Here is an 18666-nt window from a genome sequence, read left to right as displayed (position 1 = left end):
GTCACCCCACTGTGACGATCAGTCACAGAGCGATCAGGAGTCCTCAGACCCCCCGTAGAGTGCAATGCCGAGCATTCCGCCCTTAGTTGGGCGGAAGGAACCCTCCCCGGACTCCTTGTCCTATTTTGGCACGAGGGTAGGGGAAGGGCGCAAGGGTGTGGTTAGTGCGGTCCGTCACCCTTGGGCCAATGGCCCGTATCGGGACGTAGGTCCTGGCACTACGTCCTAAATGCACCATCAGGGCTCTGATCAGCCAGTTTTGGCTGAACGACCGATACGCGGGGGTACGTACGAACCGCCGAAGGGTGAAACAAGCCACACCAGTGGTTTTCGGCCTAATTCGCGAAAAGCCGCTCCCGGACCGCCCGCCAGCGCTCCGCGAGCCCCTCGTACGCCTCCGCCGCGCCCTCCGCGTCCCCCGCCCGCAGGGCCGCGAGACCGGCCGTCAGATCCCCGGCCGAGCGGTCCGCCGCCAGCCGGTCCGCCGGCAGGGCGTGCACCAGCCCGCCGTAGTCCAACTCGACCATCGATCGCGGATGGAACTCCTCCAGCCAGCTCCCCACCTCGACCAGCCCCTCGGCCAGCCCGCCGTACCCCTCCGCGGCGCGCAGCGTCCGCAGCGCTCGGGCCAGCCGCCGCCGCGCCTGCACCATCGGCGTCCGGTAGCGCAGCAGCTCACCCGGCACGTACTCCCGCTCCTCGTCCGCCATCAGCACGAACCAGCGCAAGGGGATCTGCCACACCCCCGTCCGGATCCACGGGCGCGCGTCCGGGTTCCGCTCGCGCCATTGCTCGTACTCCTCGGCGGCCCGCCGACGGGCCACCGGCGGCAGCGCCGCGTCCAGCACCGGGAGCGGGAACTGGTCGACCAGCTCTTTCAGCGCGAGCCAGCCCCGCAGCCGGGTGCGCCACGGGCAGACCACCAGCACCCCGTCCACCTGCGCGGTGAACGCGTCGGCGCTCTCGTGCGCCGGCACCCCGCGCAGGGGGACCCGCACCAAGTCCGCCAGCGACCGGCGCAGTTCGTCCTGGGCGGTCGGGATCGTCCCGCGCCGGGCGTACTCCGCCCAGTGCGTGCGCTCCGGCTCCGCGAAAGCGGCCAGGGGTTCGTAGACGCGCAGGTAGGAGGCGTACGGGACGGCCGGCGCCGAGCGCGCGGAGGGCAGCAGGGGATCGGGGGATTCGGTCACCCCCTCCTCCTCCCCCCTTCGCGGGCCCTCTTCACCTCCGGCCCGCCCGCCGCCGGCCCGGGCCCCCCTCTCGTACTCCGGGAGTGTTTCGATCCCCGGACAGGTCACCCCCATCCGGCCCACAGGTCTTACGCTGCTCCCAGCACGCCCTCCCCCACCCGCAGGGGGGCGTTTCCCGCCGCATCTCATCCATGGGAGTCACCACCGTGACCGAAATGACCGACGGCGTCCTGCACACCCTGTTCCGCACGGAGCAGGGCGGCCACGAGCAAGTCGTGCTGTGCCAGGACCGAGCCACCGGCCTGAAAGCCGTCATCGCGATCCACTCCACCGCCCTGGGCCCGGCCCTCGGTGGTACGCGTTTCCACGCCTACGCCTCGGACGAGGAGGCCGTGCGCGACGCACTCAACCTCTCGCGCGGCATGTCCTACAAGAACGCCATGGCCGGCCTCGGCCTCGGCGGCGGCAAGGCCGTGATCATCGGTGACCCCGACGTCATCAAGACCGAGGAACTCCTGGAGGCCTACGGCCGGTTCGTCGAGTCCCTCGGCGGCCGCTACGTGACCGCCTGCGACGTCGGCACCTTCGTCGCCGACATGGACGTCGTCGCCCGCGAGACCCGCTGGGCCACCGGCCGCTCCCCCGAGAACGGCGGCGCCGGCGACTCCTCGGTGCTCACCGCCTACGGCGTCTTCCAGGGCATGCGGGCCAGCGCCCAGCACCTGTGGGGCGACCCGACCCTGCGCGGCCGCAAGGTCGGCGTCGCGGGTGTCGGCAAGGTCGGCCACTACCTGGTGGAGCACCTGCTGGAGGACGGCGCCGAGGTCGTCATCACCGACGTCCGCCAGGAGTCGGTGCAGCGCATCCTCGACAAGCACCCCGGCAAGGTCACCGCCGTCGCCGACACGGACGCCCTGATCCGCGTCGAGGGCCTGGACATCTACGCCCCCTGCGCGCTCGGCGGCGCCCTGAACGACGAGTCGGTCCCGGTCCTCACCGCCTCGATCGTGTGCGGTGCGGCCAACAACCAGCTCGCCCACCCGGGCATCGAGAAGGACCTCGCGGACCGCGGGATCCTCTACGCCCCCGACTACGTGGTCAACGCGGGCGGGGTCATCCAGGTCGCCGACGAGCTGCACGGCTTCGACTTCGACCGGTGCAAGGTACAGGCCACGAAGATCTTCGACACCACGCTGGAAATCTTCGCTCGTGCGAAGGTGGACGGCATTCCGCCGGCCGCCGCGGCCGACCGGATCGCCGAGCAGCGCATGGCCGACGGCCGCCGGACCCTCCCGGTGACCGCCCCTTAAGGCCCCTCGCGAGGCCCGCCGGGGGGCGGCGAGACGGAACTCACTGCACTTCGGCGGGTCGCCCGCCAGGAAAGGGTTAAAATCGCAGCTGACCAGCGAGGACGGGGCGCCTTGCTGGTTCTGCACCGGGGCGCGTCATGCGGGCGGCGTACCGTATGGCCGCGGAAGCAGGTACCGTTAAACCCCTACGGACGGTCTCTCCGCGGAGAGCCCGCTCCGAACCATGAACGCGTGTCAGACTCTGGGGCCGTCGAGCCCCGTCACCGAGGGGGTCGAGCCATGGGGCGCGGCCGGGCCAAGGCCAAGCAGACAAAGGTCGCCCGCCAGCTGAAGTACAACAGCGGCGGGACTGACCTCTCGCGTCTGGCCAATGAGCTGGGCGCATCGCCGACAGAGCCGCTGCAGATCAGCGAGCCGGTCGAAGTCGATGACGAGTTGGATGACGACGACCCGTACGCCAGGTACGCGGATCTCTACAACAGCGATGACGACGACGAGGACGAAGAGTCCGGTCCGTCGACTCAGCGCCGCGGCGCTTGACGCCCTGAGGCGTCTGCACGACACAGCACCACACACGGAAACCCGGTCCAGGGCGTAGGCCCCGGGCCGGGTTTCCGTGCTGCTCAGCTCGCGTAGGAACCGGTCAGGGTCGCGCCCTCGGTGCGGTCGCCCCGGTCGAGGATCTCGCCCGCGACCCAGGCGTCGACGCCCCGGTCGGCCAGCGCGGTCAGCGCCACGTCCACCGACTCCTGGGGGACGACGGCCATCATGCCGACGCCCATGTTCAGGGTCTTCTCCAGCTCCAGCTGCTCCACCCGGCCGGCCTTGCCGACCAGGTCGAAGATTGCGCCGGGCGCCCAGGTCGAACGGTCGACGGTGGCGTGCAGGTGGTCCGGGATCACCCGGGCCAGGTTCGCCGCGAGACCGCCGCCGGTGATGTGCGAGTAGGCGTGCACCTCGGCCGTACGGGTGAGGGCCATGCAGTCCAGCGAGTAGATCTTGGTGGGTTCGAGCAGTTCCTCGCCGAGGGTCCGGCCGAGTTCCTCCACGTGCTGGTCGAGCGACATGCCGGCGCGGTCGAAGAGGACGTGGCGGACCAGCGAGTACCCGTTCGAGTGAAGCCCCGACGACGCCATCGCGATGACGGCGTCACCCGTACGGATGCGATCCGCACCGAGCAGGCGGTCGTACTCGACGACACCGGTGCCGGCGCCCGCCACGTCGAAGTCGTCCGGGCCCAGCAGGCCGGGGTGTTCGGCGGTCTCGCCGCCCACCAGGGCGCAGCCGGCGAGGACACAGCCCTCGGCGATGCCCTTGACGATGGCTGCGACGCGCTCGGGGTGCACCTTGCCGACGCAGATGTAGTCGGTCATGAAGAGCGGCTCGGCGCCGCAGACGACGATGTCGTCCATGACCATCGCGACCAGGTCGTGGCCGATGGTGTCGTACACGCCCAGCTGGCGGGCGATGTCCACCTTGGTGCCGACCCCGTCCGTGGCCGAGGCGAGCAGCGGGCGCTCGTACCGCTTGAGGGCGGAGGCGTCGAAGAGGCCGGCGAACCCGCCGAGGCCGCCGAGGACCTCGGGGCGCTGCGTCTTCTTCACCCACTCCTTCATCAGCTCGACGGCGCGGTCTCCCGCTTCGATGTCGACGCCCGCGGCTGCGTAGCTGGCACCGGTGGTCTTCTCTGTCATGACAGGAGAGAGCTTTCGTGTCGTTACTGCGGTTGGTGCGGGGCCCTGGGAAAAGCCTGAAAGACAGGGCCCCGCGCAGGTCGAGCCGGGGAACTCAGGGACGACGGAGGGCGTCGGCGGCGTCCGCGCCGCCGGCCAGCTCGGTCTCCAGGAGCTGCTTGCCGAGGAGCTGCGGGTCGGGGAGCTCCATCGGGTACTCGCCGTCGAAGCAGGCACGGCAGAGGTTGGGCTTCTGGATGGTCGTCGCCTCGATCATCGCGTCGATCGAGATGTAGGACAGGGAGTCCGCGCCCAGCGACGTGGCGATCTCGTCGACCGTCATGCCGTTGGCGATCAGCTCGGCCCGGGTGGCGAAGTCGATGCCGAAGAAGCACGGCCACTTCACGGGCGGCGAGGAGATCCGGATGTGGACCTCGGCCGCGCCGGCCTCGCGGAGCATCTTCACCAGGGCGCGCTGGGTGTTGCCCCGGACGATCGAGTCGTCCACGACCACCAGGCGCTTGCCCCGGATGACTTCCTTGAGGGGGTTGAGCTTCAGGCGGATGCCGAGCTGGCGGATCGTCTGCGAGGGCTGGATGAAGGTCCGGCCGACGTAGGCGTTCTTGACCAGGCCCGAGCCGTACGGGATCCCGCTCGCCTCGGCGTATCCGACCGCGGCGGGCGTGCCGGACTCCGGCGTCGCTATCACCAGGTCGGCCTCGACCGGGGCTTCCTTGGCCAGGCGCCGGCCCATCTCGACACGCGAGAGGTAGACGTTCCGGCCGGCGATGTCGGTGTCCGGGCGCGCCAGGTAGACGTACTCGAAGACACAGCCCTTGGGCTTCGCTTCCGCGAATCGGGAGGTGCGCAGGCCGTTCTCGTCGATAGCGATGAGCTCGCCCGGCTCGACCTCGCGGACGAAGCTGGCGCCGCAGATGTCGAGGGCGGCGGTCTCGCTCGCGACCACCCAGCCGCGCTCCAGGCGGCCGAGGACCAGCGGGCGGATGCCCTGCGGGTCACGGGCGGTGTAGAGGGTTCCCTCGTCCATGAACACCAGCGAGAAGGCGCCCTTGACCTGAGGGAGGACCTTGGCGGCCGACTCCTCGACGGTCAGGGGCCTGCCGTCCTCGTCCACCTGGCCGGCCAGCAGGGCCGTGACCAGGTCGGTGTCGTTGGTGGCGGCCACCTGGGTGGCACGGCCGTCCTGGCGGGGGAGGTCGGCGACCATCTCGGCGAGTTCGGCGGTGTTCACCAGGTTGCCGTTGTGACCCAGGGCCAGGGAGCCGTGGGCGGTCGCGCGGAAAGTGGGCTGCGCGTTCTCCCACACGGATGCGCCGGTGGTCGAATAGCGGGCGTGACCGACCGCGATATGACCTTGGAGCGAACCGAGGGAGGTTTCGTCGAAGACCTGGGAAACGAGGCCCATGTCCTTGAAGACGAGGATCTGGGAACCGTTGCTCACAGCGATTCCCGCGGACTCCTGTCCACGGTGCTGCAGCGCATACAGTCCGAAGTAGGTGAGCTTGGCGACCTCTTCACCCGGAGCCCAGACACCGAAGACGCCGCAAGCGTCCTGGGGGCCCTTTTCGCCGGGGAGCAGGTCGTGGTTGAGTCGTCCATCACCACGAGGCACGCTTCCGAGTGTAGGCGAGATCGACCACTGGTCCGAATTGGGGACGGCCGGAAAATGTCACAGCACAGAGGGTGACCGGACGCTTCCGTCTCGGTTCCGGATCACCTTGGCGATACGTACGAAGAAATCGGTACGGGCTCTCGGCGGCGCAGCCTCTCGGTGACCCCGCCGTCACCCTCATGGAGCGCCGCACGGGGACGCGGTCCGGGCCCTGAGCGCCGTCCGGCACCGCTCCCCGTCGCCCCGAACTCTTGCTCGTCCCCGCTCCCTTCCGCTTCGCTCCGCCCTGTGTCGCCGTGCCGCGCACCGCCCGTACCCCGCCCGGAGCCGGCCGGCGGATCGCCGCGTCGCGTACCTGTGTCTTCGTACGAGAGCGTCCTGTCGTGGCGTGCCGTCGCGAAGCCGCCGACGTGCCCCGCGGCCACCGCCGTCGGGGGCCCTACTCGGCGTCGGACGCGGCCTCGGCGATCAGTCCCTGGCCGTCCGCGGCGGTCAGCGTCAGCCGGCGGCCGGCGATCGTGGAGACCAGGGGCCCGCTCGCGAAGAGGCCGGTCAGCTTCTGCTCCACCTCGCCCGCCGGGCCGTCGCACGCCATCCGCGTGGTGGTGAGCGGCCCGAAAGTGAGCCGGTCGCCGTCGCGGGTGACCTGCGCGTTGAACCGGTTGCATCCGAGGGTCCCGCTCACCGACAGGTCGGCGGCGATCGTGAACCGCGCCGTGCCCGCCGCCCCGGCGGGCAGCGAGGACACCGACGCGCCGTCGACCAGGGACTCGACGGTCCACTCGACGGCGGTCAGCGAGGCGTCCGGTACGGCGGGCTGCGAGGTCATGGCGATGGTGCTCCCGTCCGCCGTCTTCAGGGTGAGCCGGTCGGGCCCGCGGTCGATGGCCAGCCGTCCGGTGAACAGCTTGGCGAAGGCCGTCTCGAACTCCATGTCCGCGCAGGCCATGGTGGTCGAGGCGCCGGGCGTCACGGTCACTGCGGAGGTGCCCGCGAAGGACAGGTCCGCTGTGAAGCCGTTGCAGCCGTAGTTCCCCTTGGCCTGCTTCTCGCCGAAGTCGACCCGCGCCGTTTCCGGGGCGTGCAGGGTGCGGCCGCCCGTGGTGAGGGACTCGACGGTCCAGCGGCCCACGGGATCGGGCAGCACGGCGCCCGCGCCCTGATCCTCGGCCCGGCCGCAGCCGGCCGCGGCGAGCGCGAGTACGAGGGCCAGCCCCGCGGGAAGGTGAACGTGCCGGAGGGTACGCATGCCCCTGGGACGAACGGGATCGCCGGTCGGTTCCACCCCGGCCGCGGCCGCGCTCAGCTCATCAGGGGCAGCAGCGCCGACAGGTCGGCCCGCTCGCCGCCGGCCCGTACGAGGGACCCGTCGAGCGCCGCGGCCCAGGTCGTACGACCGGTCGCGAGCCGGATCCAGGTCAGCGGGTCCGTCTCGACCACGTTGGGCGGGGTGCCGCGGGTGTGGCGCGGCCCCTCGATGCATTGGACCACCGCGAAGGGCGGGATCCGGACCTCGACCGAACCGCCCGGTGCCCGCACGGCCAGGGAGTCGGCGAGCAGGCGCGTGCAGGCGGCCAGGGCTTGCCGCTCGATCGGGATGTCCAGTCCGGCGGCCCGGTTGAGGTCGTCGGTGTGGACCACCAGCTCCACGGTCCGGGTGACGAGGAAATCGGCGAGGGTCATGTCGCCGACCCAGAGCTGGAGCACGCGCCGGCCCTGGTTCGCGGCAAGCTCCCGGGCCATCGCGGCGGCCGCCCGGTCGTACAGCTCCGGCAGGGAGGCGCCGGTCAGCGTCTCCCGGGCGGCCTCGGAGATCTTCCCGGCGAGGGAGGCGGTGGCGAAGGGCCATTCGACGGCGGTGAGCTCGGCGACGGCGGCGGGCGGCCGGGCGAGGCCGGCGGCCAGCGAGTCCGCGATCCAGGCGATGTGCGCGGCGAGGTCGGCGACGGTCCAGTCACCGAGCCCGCTGGGGCGTTCCAGCTGCTCGGGGCCCAACTCCCGGACGGCTCGTCCGACATGGCCGAACTGTGCGATCACGGCCGCCCTGATCCTGGCGTCGTCGTATCTGCGGGTCTTGGGTGCCATGCCGGGAGTCTGCCCGATCAGTCGCCACCGCGTGGCGGGGGCCTGCGGATCCAGGCGCAGAGCGCGAGCGTCGGCCCGCCGGCGGCCGGGCGTCGTGCCACGAAAGCGCCAGCCCCGCGAGCCCGGCATGATCCGAAAGACACGCCCCAGGGCCGGACGGCGGAGGCCGGGGCCCGCACGGACTTCCGTGCGAGCCCCGGCCCCGGTACGCCGTTCGCGCAGGTGATCAGGCCAGCAGCGCCGGGATCGTCGCCTCGTGGGCCTCGCGGAGCTCGGCCAGGGGCAGGCTGAACTCGCCCTGGACCTCGATCTCGTCGCCGTCCACCACGCCGATGCGGGCGACCGGGAGGCCGCGCGCACCGCACATGTCGGTGAAGCGGAGCTCCTCGCTGCGCGGGACCGCCACGATGGCCCGGCCCGCGGACTCGGAGAAGAGGAACGTGAAGGCGTCCAGGCCCTCCGGGACCACGATCCGCGCGCCGTTGCCGCCCTTGAGGCAGGACTCGGTCAGCGCCTGGATGACACCGCCGTCGGACAGGTCGTGCGCGGCGTCGATCATGCCGTCGCGCGAGGCGGAGATCAGGATCTCGGCCAGCAGCTTCTCGCGGCCCAGGTCCACCTTCGGCGGCAGCCCGCCGAGGTGGTCGTGGACGACCTGCGACCACGCCGAGCCGCCGAACTCCTCGGCGGTGTCGCCGAGCAGGTACAGCAGCTGGCCGGCCTCCGCGAACGCCATCGGCGTGCGGCGGTTGACGTCGTCGATCACGCCGAGCACGGCCACGACCGGGGTCGGGTGGATCGCCACGTCGCCGGTCTGGTTGTAGAGCGAGACGTTGCCGCCGGTGACCGGGGTGCCCAGCTCCAGGCAGCCGTCCGCGAGGCCGCGGGTGGCCTCGGCGAACTGCCACATGACGCCCGGGTCCTCCGGCGAGCCGAAGTTCAGGCAGTCGGAGATCGCGAGGGGCTTGGCTCCGGTCGCGGCAACGTTGCGGTACGCCTCGGCCAGGGCCAGCTGCGCTCCCGTGTACGGGTCCAGCTTGGCGTAGCGGCCGTTGCCGTCGGTGGCCATGGCGACGCCGAGGTTGGACTCCTCGTCGATGCGGACCATGCCCGCGTCCTCGGGCTGCGCGAGGACGGTGTTGCCCTGCACGAAGCGGTCGTACTGGTCGGTGACCCAGGACTTGGAGGCCTGGTTCGGGGAGGAGACCAGGGCCAGGACCTGCGCACGCAGCTCCTCGGAGGTCTGCGGGCGGGGCAGGTTGCCCGCGTCGTCGGCCTGGAGGGCGTCCTGCCAGTCGGGACGGGCGTAGGGCCGGTGGTAGACCGGGCCCTCGTGCGCGACGGTGCCCGGGGGCACGTCCACGATCTGCTCGCCGTGCCAGAAGATCTCCAGGCGCTCGCCGTCGGTCACCTCACCGATGACGGTGGCGATGACGTCCCACTTCTCGCAGATCTCCATGAAGCGGTCGACGTGCTGCGGCTCGACGATGGCGCACATGCGCTCCTGCGACTCGCTCATGAGGATCTCCTCGGGCGAGAGCGTCGCGTCGCGCAGCGGCACGGTGTCGAGCTCGACGCGCATGCCGCCGGAGCCGGCGGAGGCCAGCTCGGAGGTGGCGCAGGACAGGCCGGCGCCGCCGAGGTCCTGGATGCCCGCGACCAGCTTCTCCTTGAAGATCTCCAGGGTGCACTCGATGAGGAGCTTCTCCTGGAAGGGGTCGCCGACCTGGACGGCGGGGCGCTTGGTCGGCTTCGTGTCGTCGAAGGTCTCGGACGCGAGGACCGAGACGCCGCCGATGCCGTCGCCGCCGGTGCGGGCGCCGTAGAGGATGACCTTGTTGCCGGGGCCGGAGGCCTGGGCGAGGTGGATGTCCTCGTGCTTCATGACGCCGATGCAGCCGGCGTTGACCAGCGGGTTGCCCTGGTAGCAGGCGTCGAAGACGACCTCGCCGCCGATGTTGGGCAGGCCCAGGCAGTTGCCGTAGCCGCCGATGCCCGCGACGACGCCCGGCAGGACGCGCTTGGTGTCGGGGTGGTCGGCCGCGCCGAAGCGCAGGGGGTCGACGACGGCGACGGGGCGGGCACCCATGGCGAGGATGTCGCGGACGATGCCGCCGATGCCGGTGGCCGCGCCCTGGTAGGGCTCGATGTAGCTCGGGTGGTTGTGCGACTCCACCTTGAAGGTGACCGCGTAGCCCTGGCCGACGTCGACGACGCCGGCGTTCTCGCCGATGCCGACGAGCATGGCGTCGTTCTGGGGGGCCTTCTCGCCGAACTGCTTCAGGTGGACCTTGCTGCTCTTGTACGAGCAGTGCTCGGACCACATGACCGAGTACATGGCGAGCTCGGCGCCGGTCGGGCGGCGGCCGAGGATCTCCCGGATCCGGGCGTACTCGTCCTCCTTGAGGCCGAGCTCCTTCCAGGGCTGGGAGGCGTCCGGGGTTTCGGTGGCGTTCTTGACGGTGTCGAGGCTCATGCGCTGACCAGCTTCTTCAGGACCGACGTGAAGAACGGGAGGCCGTCGGTGCCGCCGGTTCCGATCAGCGGCTCGACCGCGTGCTCCGGGTGCGGCATCAGGCCGACGACGTTGCCCTCGGCGTTGGTGATGCCGGCGATGTCGCGGAGCGACCCGTTCGGGTTCATGTCGACGTAGCGGAAGGCCACTCGGCCTTCGCCCTCCAGTTCGTCGAGCGTGCGCTCGTCGGCGACGTACCGGCCGTCCATGTTCTTGAGCGGCACGGAGATCTCCTGGCCGGCGGTGTAGTCGCCGGTCCACGCGCTCTCCGCGTTCTCCACCCGCAGCTTCTGGTCGCGGCAGATGAAGTGCAGGTGGTTGTTGCGGAGCATCGCCCCCGGCAGCAGGTGGGCCTCGGTGAGGACCTGGAAGCCGTTGCAGATGCCGAGGACGGGCATGCCGGCCCTGGCCTGCTCGGTGATGGTCTCCATCACCGGCGAGAAGCGGGAGATGGCTCCGGCGCGCAGGTAGTCCCCGTAGGAGAAGCCGCCCGCGAGGACGACCGCGTCGACCTGGTGCAGGTCCTTGTCGCGGTGCCACAGCGAGACCGGCTCGGCCCCCGCGAGGCGGACGGCGCGCAGCGAGTCACGGTCGTCGAGCGTTCCGGGGAACGTGACGACTCCGATGCGAGTGGTCACCGTCAGGCCTCGACCTTCACGGTGAAGTCTTCGATGACGGTGTTGGCGAGGAACGTTTCGGCCATCTTGTGGATGCGATCGAGGGCGGCCTGGTCGACCGGACCCTCCACTTCCAGCTCGAAGCGCTTCCCCTGACGGACGTCGGCGATCCCCTCGAAGCCCAGGCGCGGCAGTGCACGCTGCACCGCCTGGCCCTGGGGGTCGAGGATCTCCGGCTTGAGCATGACGTCGACTACGACGCGTGCCACTGGCACTCCCGATGAGGTGTTGGTGCAAGGCGGTTCCATCAGCGTACCCGGCCGAAATTTCTACGCGGGTAGATATCGGAGCCCCTTGATCACCGCGCCGTTTCGGCTTCACCAACGCTTCGCAAAATCCCCAGGAAAACCACGTACCCGGCATTGCGGCGGGACACGCGGAGAGAATTAACTGGGCTTCGCAATGCAATGAGAATCGGGGTACAAAGGAATCAACCGGGATTCCGGCCGAAAGCTGCATTGCCCCAAAACATCCGAACAGGTGACATCGCCGCACGTCAGCGGGTGGCGGCGGCGCACGAAGGGACCGATATCCGTGGCTCAGCGCGTAGTGGTCACACTCTCCGACGACATCGACGGCGGAGAAGCGGCGGAAACGGTCATGTTCGCCCTGGACGGTAAGTCGTACGAGATCGACCTCAATGTGGCCAACGCAAAGAAACTGCGGAAGAGCCTCGCGCCCTTCGTGGCCGCCGGCCGTCGCCAGTCGCGCTCGGGGAAGACCTTCAAGCACACCTCGGTCGCCCCCGACCCGGCCGTCGTCCGCGCGTGGGCCCGGTCCCACCAGCACGACGTACCGCCGCGGGGGCGCATCCCCAAGAAGATCTACGAGGCCTACAACGCGGCCCACTGAGGGCCGATTTGCCATCCACCCCCTCCCTTCGGCTAATGTGTGGATCACGCCGAGGGGCGAGGCCGCAGGTCAGAGCCTCCGAGGTCGTGCGGGTGTAGTTCAGTAGCAGAACATCCCTCTTCCAGAGGGAAGGCGCAGTGTGCGATTCCTGTCACCCGCTCTGCATGACTCTCCGACCACTCCGGTGGATCGGGTAGAGTGATGCTCGTACTGCCCCGGCAGTGCACTGCTTGCGGACGTAGCTCAGTTGGTAGAGCACCACCTTGCCAAGGTGGATGTCGCGCGTTCGAGTCGCGTCGTCCGCTCTGTGAGTAGAGGGCCCCGATCCTGGTGATCGGGGCCTTCTTCGTTTTCCCTGAACTTCCCCCGCCGACCGCCGGGCGGCCTGACAAATGTCATCGCCGGTCATGACAGCGCGCACTGCCGAGCCGTTGCGGACGCCGCGACGCTGGCGTCATGACCGATACCGTGATCGAAGCCCGCGACCTGCGCCGCGGTTATGCCGGAGGATTCGAGGCCGTACGGGGCGTCTCCTTCTCCGTGACGCGCGGCGAGGTCTTCGCCCTGCTCGGCACCAACGGCGCGGGCAAGACCTCGACCGTCGAACTCCTGGAGGGACTGGCCGCCCCCGACGCCGGAGAGGTCCGCGTCTTCGGGCTCGACCCGTACGCGCGGCGGGCCGAGGTCCGGCCGCGCACCGGGGTCATGCTCCAGGAGGGCGGGTTCCCCTCCGACCTGTCGGTCACCGAGACCGTACGGATGTGGGCCGGGGTCACCACCGGGGCCCGCCCGGCGGCCGAGGTGCTGGACCTGGTCAGTCTGGCCGCACGGTCCTCCGTACGCGTCAAGCAGCTGTCCGGCGGCGAGCGGCGGCGGCTGGACCTGGGGCTGGCCCTGCTCGGCCGGCCCGAGGTGCTCTTCCTGGACGAGCCGACCACCGGCATGGACCCCCAGGGCCGCCGGGACACCTGGGACCTCGTCCGCGAGCTGCGCGCACAGGGGACCACCGTGCTCCTGACCACGCACTACCTGGAGGAGGCCGAGGAACTCGCCGACCGCCTCGCGATCCTCCACGAGGGCGAGCTCGTCCTGTCCGGCACCCCGGCCGAGGTGACCGCCACCCGCCCGGCCCGCATCCGCTTCACCCTGCCCGCCGGGGTGCCCGCGGCCCGGCTTCCCCTGACCCTGCGGGCGGCCGCCTCCGGGCAGCGCGTGGAGATCCGTACCGAACGCCTCCAGGCCGACCTGACCGAGCTGCTGGGCTGGGCGCGGGAGGCGGGCGTCGAACTGGCCGGGCTCGACGCCCGGTCCGCCTCCCTGGAGGAGGCCTTCCTGGAGATCGCCCGGAACCGCCGCGGCGCCGGCGGCCGTACCGAGGACACAAGGGCGGGGACCCGATGAACACGCTCACCCTGAACACCGGCCGGATCACCGCACTCGGCCGCTCCGAACTGACCCTGCTGGTGCGCAACCGGGCCACGCTCAGCCTGGCCCTGCTGATGCCGCTGCTGATGGTCCTCGTCCTGCGTTCCTCCCTCGGCGACGCCGACGGCGCGCAGGCGGTCGGCGAGGCCACCCTGACCGGCGGGATCGGCATGGTGCTGCTCCTCGTCGTCCACATGAACCTGGTGTCCTCCTACGTCGCCCGCCGCGAGGAACTCGTCCTCAAGCGGCTGCGGACCGGCGAGGCGAGCGACGTGGAGATTTTGGCCGGGACCGCCCTGCCCGCCGCCGCCCTGGCCCTCGCGCAGATCGCCGTCCTCGCCGTCGCCGGGGCGGCCGTCCTGGACGTGCGGATGCCGCGCAACCCGCTGCTCATCGGCGTTGCCGTCCTCGCCGGCATCCTGCTGCTCGCCGCCCTCTCCGCGGTCACCAGCTCCGTCACCCGCACCGTGGAGACCGCGGGCCTCACCACACTGCCGCTGTTCCTGGCGAGCGCCCTCGGATCGGGGATGTTCGCACCGGCGGACTCCCTGCCGGACGCGGTCGCCTCGGTGTGCGAACTCCTCCCGCTGAGCGGCGTGATGACGCTCGTACGGGCCGGCTGGGGCGGCGGCGCGGCCGGCGGGGACCTGCTGGGTGCCGGGCTCACCACGCTGGCCTGGATCATGATCAGCGTGTTTGCTGTCCAGCGGTGGTTCCGCTGGGAACCGCGCCGCTAGAACGAGTCGGGGGACGGGCACGGTGCCGAAGTTGACCGGGTGGTGGAAGAACCGCAGCAGTGCGGGGAAGGTCGAGCTGTACACACGGGGGTCGTTCCACCTCTTCGTGCTCCTGGAGATCACGTCGTTCGGGGTGGCCCCGGTGGCCTCCGCGGCCGGGAAGTCCTCCGTGGTGGTGCCGGTCGCGCTCTTCCTGCTGCTGTGCGCCCACGCCGTCCTGTGCGGGGTGCTCACCTCCAAGGCGCTGCACTGGGTGGTGGGGCGGCGCGAGCGCCCCACCCGGCTGGCGGTGACGACGGCCGCCGTGACGGGCGCGTGCGCCCTGGGCGTCCTGGTCCTGCGGGTGACCGGCCACATCTCCGAAGCCGCGGTGGCTCCGACGCTGGTGGCCGGGCTGACCTGGTTCGCCTCCGGTTCCCTCGTGCTGTGCCTGCGGTCGGTGAAGCGCATGTGGTACGTCCCGTCGACGGCGGCGGTCGCCGCGGGACTGGCCGCCTTGGCCGTGGGCATGCCGGCCGCCACGGCGCTCGGGTACGCCGTCGGTGTGCTGCTGGGCAGCCTGTTCTTCGGCGCGACCTGCGGGTTCTCGGCCTGGCTGCTCACCACGGTCTACGAGCTGGACCGCTCGCGCGAGGTCCAGGCCCGCCTCGCGGTGGCCGAGGAGCGGCTGCGCTTCGGCCGCGACCTGCACGACGTGATGGGCCGCAACCTGGCGGTCATCGCCCTCAAGAGCGAGCTGGCGGTGCAACTGGCCCGCCGCGAACGGCCGGAGGCCGTGGAGCAGATGATCGAGGTCCAGCGGATCGCCCGGGAGTCCCAGCGGGAGGTGCGCGACGTGGTGCGCGGCTACCGGGAGGCGGACCTCGCGGTGGAACTGGAAGGCGCGCGCGGTGTGCTCAGCGCCGCCGGGATGGACTGCCGGGTCGACTTCCGCGGCGGGCCGGAGCTGCCGTCCGAGGTGCAGTCGGCGCTCGGCTGGGTGGTCCGCGAGGCCACGACGAACGTCCTGCGGCACGGTGACGCCCAGCACTGCCTGATCCGGCTGACCGCCCTGGAGGGCGGAGCCGTGACGCTGGTCGTGGAGAACGACGGGGCCCCCGAGAGTCCCGCCGGGCCGCCCGGCTCCGGCCTCGCCGGACTGCGCGAGCGGCTCGCCGCCCTGGACGGGACGCTGCAGGCCGGACCGGTGGGCGACGGGAGGTTCCGGCTGCACGCGCAGATCCCGGGCCGACGACTGGAAGAACTGGAGGTGCGGGCGTGAGCCCCGTACGCGTACTGCTCGCCGACGACGAGCACCTGATCCGCGGGGCGCTGGCCGCGCTGCTCGCCCTGGAGGACGACCTGGTCGTCGTCGCCGAGGCGGCCTCGGGCCCCGAGGCACTGGCCATGGCACGGGCGCACCGGCCGGACGTGGCGGTGCTGGACCTGCAGATGCCGGGGGCGGACGGTGTGAGTGTCGCCACAGCGCTGCGGGCCGAACTCCCCGACTGCAAGGTCATGATCGTGACCAGTCACGGGCGCCCCGGGCACCTGAAACGGGCCCTGGCCGCGGGCGTGCGGGCCTTCGCCCCGAAGACGGTCTCGGCGCAGCGGCTGGCCGAGCTGATCCGCACCGTGCACGCCGGAGGCCGTTACGTGGACCCGGAGTTGGCGGCCGACGCGATCAGCGCGGGGGACTCCCCGCTGACCGCCCGGGAGGCCGAGGTACTGGAACTGGCCGGGGACGGCGCACCGATCGCGGAGATCGCGGAACGGGCCTCGCTGTCACAGGGGACCGTCCGCAACTACCTGTCCTCGGCGGCCACGAAGCTGGGCGCGGAGAACCGGCACACGGCAGTGCGTCTCGCACGGGAGCGGGGTTGGGTATAGTAGGTCTCGCCTTACAGCGCCTGCGGACATAGCTCAGTTGGTAGAGCACCACCTTGCCAAGGTGGATGTCGCGCGTTCGAGTCGCGTTGTCCGCTCTGCAGGGAAGAAGCCCCGGTCCTCGGACCGGGGCTTCTCGCGTTCCTACGACCAGTCGAGGCCGGTCAGACGCTCGTACGCCTCGATGTACTTGGCGCGGGTCTGCGCGACGACCTCGGCCGGCAGGGCCGGCGGCGGGAGTTCACCCTTCGGGTCCCAGCCGGAGGCCGCGGAGGCCAGCCAGTCGCGGACGTACTGCTTGTCGAAGGAGGGCTGCGGGCGGCCCGGCTGCCACTGGTCGGCCGGCCAGAAGCGGGAGGAGTCCGGGGTCAGCACCTCGTCCGCGGCGACCAGCGTGCCGTCCTGCGGGTCGAAGCCGAACTCGAACTTGGTGTCGGCCAGGATGATCCCGCGTTCGCGGGCGATGTCCCGGGCCCGGCTGTACACGGCGAGGGTGGTTTGGCGCAGCAGCGCGGCCGTCTCCGGGCCGGTGGTGCGCGCGACCTCCTCGTAGGAGACGTTCTCGTCGTGCTCGCCGACCTCGGCCTTGGCGGCCGGGGTGAAGATCGGGCCGGGCAGCTCGGAGCCGTCCACGAGGCCCTCGGGCAGGCCCAGTCCGCAGACCGTGCGGGTCCGGTTGTACTCGGCCAGGCCCGAGCCGGTCAGGTAGCCGCGGGCCACGCACTCGACGGGGACCATGTCCAGGTTCTTGCAGACCAGCGTGCGGCCGGCCCAGTCGGCGGGGGCCCCGGCGGGCAGCTCGGTGGAGACGACGTGGTGCGGGACGAGGTCCGCGAGCTGGTCGAACCACCACAGGGAGAGCTGGGTCAGGACGCGTCCCTTGTCCGGGATCTCGGTGGGCAGGACCCAGTCGAAGGCGGAGATGCGGTCGCTGGCGACCATGACGAGGCGGCCGTCCTCGTCCCGGTAGAGGTCGCGCACCTTGCCGGTGTGGAGGTGGACGAGGCCCGGAACCTGAACCGGCTCGGGCTTTTCGACGAATCCGGACACGGGATCTCCCTGTGGTTCTGTATGAAGCGCACACCGATTCTCGCGCACCCGTGTCCCCTCCACGGGACAGGGGGTGTGCCGGGCGCGTACGCGGCCGGGTCTAGTCGCGCTTGCAGATCCGGTCGAGGAGATTGGCGGTGGCCCGCTGCACGCGCTCGTCGACGTGGCCCGGGCGGTCGAGTGCCGGGGACCAGGCGAAGGTGCCGGAGGCGAAGACGAAGGCCCCGCTGGGCGCCCGGTAGAGAGAAGTCTCCTGGTGGCGCCGCTGCCCCTCGCTGTCGAGGTACGGGGAGTGCGCGAGCAGGATCCGGTCCTGGTGCTCGGGGAGCTGGGTGCGCGGGAAGTACCGGTCGGCCTCGCCCGCGACCAGGCCGGGCAGTTCGTCGTTCTCGGCGGCGCCGGTGGCGTCCCACAGCCAGTGCGTGGCGTTGCGCACGATCAGCGGCGCCGGGTCGGGGACGCGACCCGCGTACTGGATGCCGAGGAGCTGCTGCTCCGGGCGGTCGACCTCGCGCCAGAGGCTGGGGCGGCCCGGTCCGCGCCGTTTTCGGCAGGTGAGCAGCCGGTCCTCCACCCCCGACGGCGAGGGGGCCAGCTCGACCTGCCAGTACATGGTGTTCGCGGAGAGGAAGACGAGTGAGGTCCCGTGACTGCGGGCCCGCTCGACGGTGCGGCGCATGGCGGCCGACCAGTACTCGTCGTGGCCGGGGAAGACCAGGCCGCGGTAGCGGGTGGGGTCGACGCGGCCGGCGTGCAGGTCGCGGGTGTCGGCGTAGGCGATGTCGTAGCCGTAGCGCTCGGCCCAGCGGACGAAGTCGTAGGCGTGGCCCACGTGGAGGGGCAGGCCGGCGCCCGCGTAGGGCCGGTCGAAGGAGACGGTGACGGCCGCGTCCTGCTCGCCGAGGAGTCGGCCCGACTCGTCCCAGGCGTGGTAGAGGCTGGCACCGGTGCGGCCGTCCTCCGGGTAGAGGTTGTACGCCTGCCAGGTGATGTCGGGGAGCAGGAGCAGGAGGTCCGCGGGGTGGTCGTCGCGGACCGTGAACGGAATGTGGGAGCGGTAGCCGTCGACCGTGGTGAGGACGGCGACGTACGCGCCGACGCTCCAGTAGGACGGGACCTGCAGGCGCCAGGAGAGCCACCAGTGGTGGCAGGAGACGGTCCGGTCCGCGGCCAGCGGCGCGGGCTGGACGATGCCGGAGAGGCGCGGGCTGGTGGTGATCTTGGAGGCGCCGTCGCCGCCGTAGTGGCCGATCCGGTACACGTCGACGGAGAACTGCTGCGGCGGGTCGACGGTGATGTGGAAGTCGATGGCCTCGCCCGGGGCGACGGCGCCGGTGGAGGCGAAGCCCTTGATCTGGCGGTTCACGTCGTCCGCGGTGCGGGGGCCGCCGTTGCCCCGGGCCCGGGGGATCTGGCCGGTACCGGCGGCCGCGGCGGCCGGGTCCACGTACCAGGGGACGACCTGGCCGGTGTCGTCGAAGTAGAGCTCGCTGCCCCGGAACCAGGGCAGGGGGCCCTGCCCGAAGGGGTCGTTCACCGCGTGCGCGAGCGCACCCGACTCCCAACGCCGGATCTGGTCCGTACCCATGACCGCTCCCCTCCCTCGCTCCCCGGGCCGGCGTGCATCGCCTCGGTGGGTGGCGCCCGTTGCGC

17 protein-coding genes and 3 tRNA genes are annotated in these 18666 nt (G+C 71.3%); 10 read left to right on the top strand and 10 right to left on the bottom strand.

The window, feature by feature from the left end; translation table 11 throughout:
- Positions 1-335: 335 nt before the first annotated feature.
- The gene (locus IF89_RS0107230; RefSeq protein WP_234327682.1) at positions 336-1190 is read right to left on the bottom strand and encodes a hypothetical protein; all 855 of its coding nucleotides are present in this window, start codon (positions 1188-1190) and stop codon (positions 336-338) included.
- Between the two features lie 191 nt (positions 1191-1381).
- Here IF89_RS0107230 and IF89_RS0107225 point away from each other — a divergent pair, with 191 nt between their 5' ends.
- Positions 1382-2500, top strand: a complete 1119-nt coding sequence (locus tag IF89_RS0107225) for a Leu/Phe/Val dehydrogenase (protein WP_078628138.1) — start codon at positions 1382-1384, stop codon at positions 2498-2500.
- 279 nt (positions 2501-2779) lie between these two features.
- Entirely contained in the window at positions 2780-3040 is a 261-nt protein-coding gene (locus IF89_RS0107220; protein WP_030762867.1) for a DUF3073 domain-containing protein, read from the top strand.
- Between the two features lie 83 nt (positions 3041-3123).
- Here the strand turns inward: IF89_RS0107220 and purM are convergent, their stop codons facing one another.
- From purM to purS, 7 genes are all read right to left on the bottom strand, one after another.
- Positions 3124-4194, bottom strand: a complete 1071-nt coding sequence (gene purM, locus IF89_RS0107215; RefSeq protein ID WP_030762864.1) for a phosphoribosylformylglycinamidine cyclo-ligase — start codon at positions 4192-4194, stop codon at positions 3124-3126.
- A gap of 94 nt (positions 4195-4288) precedes the next feature.
- Positions 4289-5806 carry an amidophosphoribosyltransferase gene (purF, locus tag IF89_RS0107210; protein WP_030762861.1) on the bottom strand — a complete coding sequence of 506 codons (1518 nt, stop codon included), beginning with the start codon at positions 5804-5806 and terminating at the stop codon, positions 4289-4291.
- Positions 5807-6245: 439 nt separating this feature from the next.
- Positions 6246-7055: an META domain-containing protein gene (locus tag IF89_RS0107205; protein ID WP_030762859.1), complete on the bottom strand. Its 810-nt coding sequence runs from the start codon at positions 7053-7055 to the stop codon at positions 6246-6248.
- Positions 7056-7108: 53 nt separating this feature from the next.
- Positions 7109-7891 (bottom strand): maleylpyruvate isomerase family mycothiol-dependent enzyme, encoded by a 783-nt coding sequence (locus IF89_RS0107200; RefSeq protein WP_030762856.1) that lies wholly within the window; start codon positions 7889-7891, stop codon positions 7109-7111.
- A 226-nt stretch (positions 7892-8117) separates the two neighbouring features.
- Positions 8118-10367, bottom strand: a complete 2250-nt coding sequence (gene purL, locus IF89_RS37765) for a phosphoribosylformylglycinamidine synthase subunit PurL (RefSeq protein ID WP_043193204.1) — start codon at positions 10365-10367, stop codon at positions 8118-8120.
- Complete coding sequence (purQ, locus tag IF89_RS0107190; protein ID WP_030762853.1) at positions 10364-11044, bottom strand: phosphoribosylformylglycinamidine synthase subunit PurQ; 681 nt, start codon at positions 11042-11044, stop codon at positions 10364-10366. The genes purL and purQ overlap by 4 nt, the downstream gene beginning before the upstream one ends.
- A gap of 2 nt (positions 11045-11046) precedes the next feature.
- Complete coding sequence (gene purS, locus IF89_RS0107185; RefSeq protein WP_030009438.1) at positions 11047-11292, bottom strand: phosphoribosylformylglycinamidine synthase subunit PurS; 246 nt, start codon at positions 11290-11292, stop codon at positions 11047-11049.
- A 325-nt stretch (positions 11293-11617) separates the two neighbouring features.
- On the opposite strand from purS, the gene IF89_RS0107180 reads away from it, so the two are divergent.
- From IF89_RS0107180 to IF89_RS0107145, 8 genes are all read left to right on the top strand, one after another.
- Positions 11618-11935 carry a histone-like nucleoid-structuring protein Lsr2 gene (locus IF89_RS0107180; RefSeq protein ID WP_030762851.1) on the top strand — a complete coding sequence of 106 codons (318 nt, stop codon included), beginning with the start codon at positions 11618-11620 and terminating at the stop codon, positions 11933-11935.
- 88 nt (positions 11936-12023) lie between these two features.
- A tRNA-Gly gene (locus tag IF89_RS0107175) sits at positions 12024-12095 on the top strand.
- 72 nt (positions 12096-12167) lie between these two features.
- Positions 12168-12240, top strand: a tRNA-Gly gene (locus IF89_RS0107170).
- A 151-nt stretch (positions 12241-12391) separates the two neighbouring features.
- Positions 12392-13336 (top strand): ABC transporter ATP-binding protein, encoded by a 945-nt coding sequence (locus tag IF89_RS0107165; RefSeq protein WP_030762848.1) that lies wholly within the window; start codon positions 12392-12394, stop codon positions 13334-13336.
- Complete coding sequence (locus IF89_RS0107160) at positions 13333-14097, top strand: ABC transporter permease (protein WP_030762845.1); 765 nt, start codon at positions 13333-13335, stop codon at positions 14095-14097. The genes IF89_RS0107165 and IF89_RS0107160 overlap by 4 nt, the downstream gene beginning before the upstream one ends.
- A gap of 22 nt (positions 14098-14119) precedes the next feature.
- On the top strand, positions 14120-15358 hold the full coding sequence (locus IF89_RS0107155) for a sensor histidine kinase (protein WP_030762842.1): 1239 nt from the start codon (positions 14120-14122) through the stop codon (positions 15356-15358).
- Entirely contained in the window at positions 15355-15966 is a 612-nt protein-coding gene (locus IF89_RS0107150) for a response regulator transcription factor (RefSeq protein ID WP_030762839.1), read from the top strand. The genes IF89_RS0107155 and IF89_RS0107150 overlap by 4 nt, the downstream gene beginning before the upstream one ends.
- A 22-nt stretch (positions 15967-15988) precedes the next feature.
- Positions 15989-16061: transfer RNA gene (locus tag IF89_RS0107145), tRNA-Gly, on the top strand.
- Positions 16062-16107: 46 nt separating this feature from the next.
- On the opposite strand, the gene IF89_RS0107140 is transcribed toward IF89_RS0107145, so the two are convergent.
- Together IF89_RS0107140 and IF89_RS0107135 are read right to left on the bottom strand one after the other, a co-directional pair.
- The gene (locus IF89_RS0107140) at positions 16108-17013 is read right to left on the bottom strand and encodes a phosphoribosylaminoimidazolesuccinocarboxamide synthase (protein ID WP_030762835.1); all 906 of its coding nucleotides are present in this window, start codon (positions 17011-17013) and stop codon (positions 16108-16110) included.
- 100 nt (positions 17014-17113) lie between these two features.
- Entirely contained in the window at positions 17114-18601 is a 1488-nt protein-coding gene (locus IF89_RS0107135; protein ID WP_030762833.1) for a N,N-dimethylformamidase beta subunit family domain-containing protein, read from the bottom strand.
- Between the last annotated feature and the right edge of the window lie 65 nt (positions 18602-18666).

It is taken from the genome of Streptomyces sp. NRRL F-2664, assembly GCF_000719345.1.
Taxonomy (GTDB): domain Bacteria; phylum Actinomycetota; class Actinomycetes; order Streptomycetales; family Streptomycetaceae; genus Streptomyces.
Note: the sequence above shows the minus strand (reverse complement) of the source record. Positions and strands in the feature narration are given on the sequence as shown.

What these genes read in the sequence shown, in the direction of transcription:
- IF89_RS0107225 (WP_078628138.1), top strand. Translation starts at nt 1,382, where the DNA reads ATGGGAGTCACCACCGTGACCGAAATGACCGACGGCGTCCTGCACACC.
- IF89_RS0107220 (WP_030762867.1), top strand. Translation starts at nt 2,780, where the DNA reads ATGGGGCGCGGCCGGGCCAAGGCCAAGCAGACAAAGGTCGCCCGCCAG.
- purM (WP_030762864.1), bottom strand. Translation starts at nt 4,194, where the DNA reads ATGACAGAGAAGACCACCGGTGCCAGCTACGCAGCCGCGGGCGTCGAC.
- IF89_RS0107205 (WP_030762859.1), bottom strand. Translation starts at nt 7,055, where the DNA reads ATGCGTACCCTCCGGCACGTTCACCTTCCCGCGGGGCTGGCCCTCGTA.
- IF89_RS0107200 (WP_030762856.1), bottom strand. Translation starts at nt 7,891, where the DNA reads ATGGCACCCAAGACCCGCAGATACGACGACGCCAGGATCAGGGCGGCC.
- purL (WP_043193204.1), bottom strand. Translation starts at nt 10,367, where the DNA reads ATGAGCCTCGACACCGTCAAGAACGCCACCGAAACCCCGGACGCCTCC.
- IF89_RS0107165 (WP_030762848.1), top strand. Translation starts at nt 12,392, where the DNA reads ATGACCGATACCGTGATCGAAGCCCGCGACCTGCGCCGCGGTTATGCC.
- IF89_RS0107160 (WP_030762845.1), top strand. Translation starts at nt 13,333, where the DNA reads ATGAACACGCTCACCCTGAACACCGGCCGGATCACCGCACTCGGCCGC.
- IF89_RS0107135 (WP_030762833.1), bottom strand. Translation starts at nt 18,601, where the DNA reads ATGGGTACGGACCAGATCCGGCGTTGGGAGTCGGGTGCGCTCGCGCAC.